1 protein-coding gene and 2 pseudogenes are annotated in these 1,660 nt (G+C 63.5%); all 3 read right to left on the bottom strand.

Features of this window, described 5'->3' with window-relative positions; translation table 11 throughout:
* Positions 1-172: pseudogene (locus tag ACXJL8_RS40510) on the bottom strand (carbohydrate ABC transporter permease); the annotation flags it as partial.
* The gene (locus tag ACXJL8_RS40505; protein ID WP_456620412.1) at positions 172-1,146 is read right to left on the bottom strand and encodes a carbohydrate ABC transporter permease; all 975 of its coding nucleotides are present in this window, start codon (positions 1,144-1,146) and stop codon (positions 172-174) included. The pseudogene ACXJL8_RS40510 and the gene ACXJL8_RS40505, both read right to left, overlap by 1 nt.
* Positions 1,146-1,660: pseudogene (locus ACXJL8_RS40500) on the bottom strand (ABC transporter ATP-binding protein); the annotation flags it as partial. The pseudogene ACXJL8_RS40500 and the gene ACXJL8_RS40505, both read right to left, overlap by 1 nt.

Below are 1,660 nucleotides of genomic sequence, written 5' to 3'. Positions count from 1 at the left end.
CGGTGAAGATGCGCCTGTAGTGCTGGAGCGTCGGGGTATGCGGCCACAGCGTCATCGTCGAGACGATCTCGGCGTTGGTCTTGAAGCTCATGTTGATGAGCCAGTAGATCGGCAACAGCAGGAAGATCAAGAACAGCGCCATGATGAGGCGGCGGCCGGGAATTGAGTGCATCAGGCCACTCCTTCCTTTGGCTTGAGTGCAGTCACGGGCTTGAGCGCGGCCAAAGGCTTGGGCTCCGCTGCCGCCTCGGTCTCGGCCTCGACTTTGCGTTCGACTCCGGCATTGGTCATGACGGTGTAGAAGATCCAGCAGACGATCAGGATGATCAGATTGTACACCAGCGACAGCGCGGCGGCCTTGCCGAGGTCGAACTGGCCGAGTGCGATCTTGACGAGCTCGATCGACACGAACGTCGTCGAGTTGCCGGGTCCGCCACCCGTCACGACGAACGGCTCGGTGTAGATCATGAACGAGTCCATGAAGCGCAGCAGCACCGCGATCAGCAGCACGCGGTTCATCTTCGGCAGCTGGATCGCCTTGAACACCGCCCAGCGCGAGGCGCCGTCGATTTGCGCCGCCTGGTAATAGGCCTCGGGAATCGACTTCAGGCCGGCATAGCAGAGCAGTGCGACCAGGCTGGTCCAATGCCAGACGTCCATCACGATGACGGTGATCCAGGCGTCGACTGCATTGGACACGTAGTTGTAGTCGATGCCCATCGCATTGAGCGTATAGCCGAGCAGGCCGATGTCGGGCCGGCCGAAGATCTGCCAGATCGTGCCGACCACGTTCCACGGGATCAGCAGCGGCAGCGCGAGGATGACGAGACAGGCCGCCACCGTCCAGCCCTGGCGCGGCATCGACAGCGCGACGACGATGCCGAGCGGCACCTCGATCGCGAGGATCACCATCGAGAAGAACAGGTTGCGGCCGAGCGAGGCCAGGAAGCGGCCGCCGAGATCGGTCGAGGGATCGAGCAATTCCTTGAACCAGCCGACGCCGTTCCAGAAGAACTGGTTGTTGCCGAACGTGTCCTGCATCGAATAATTCACCACCGTCATCAGCGGCAGCACCGCCGAGAAGGCGACGACCAGGAACACCGGCAGCACCAGGAACCAGGCTTTTTGGTTGATAGTCTTGTCCATCAGGCGGCTCCCTCCACCAGAAGGCTGTCGGCATAGACGTGGACATGCGACGGATCGAATTTCAACCCGGCGGTGCCGTCCGAGCCGGTGAAGCCCGCCGGCGCGCGCGCCGCGATCTTGGCCTCGCCGATGCGGACGCGCGCGAAGCGGATGCGGCCGAGGTCGTCGATGCGGTCGATCTTCGCGCTGAGCAATCCGGGTGCGGGCGCGACGGCGTCGACGAACTCCGGACGCACGCCGATCTCGATCTTGGCGCCGGCAGGCAGGTTGTCATAGCTGCGGTTGAGCGCGATGACGTTCCCGCCGATCCGCGCCTCGCGCCCCTTCACCTCGGCCGGCAGGATGTTCATGCCGGGCGAGCCGATGAAATAGCCGACGAAGGTGTGCGCCGGCTTGTCGAACAGTTCCGCCGGCGTGCCGCTCTGCACCACGCGTCCGTCATGCATGACGACAACGGTGTCGGCGAAGGTCAGCGCCTCGGTCTGGTCGTGGGTGACGTAGATCATCGTGAGGT

It is taken from the genome of Bradyrhizobium sp. P5_C11_2, from assembly GCF_054049755.1.
This window is presented reverse-complemented; position numbering and strand designations above follow the sequence as displayed.

Bases quoted from the DNA above. Each gene is read 5' to 3' on its own strand.
- ACXJL8_RS40505 (WP_456620412.1), bottom strand. From the start codon at position 1,146: ATGGACAAGACTATCAACCAAAAAGCCTGGTTCCTGGTGCTGCCGGTG.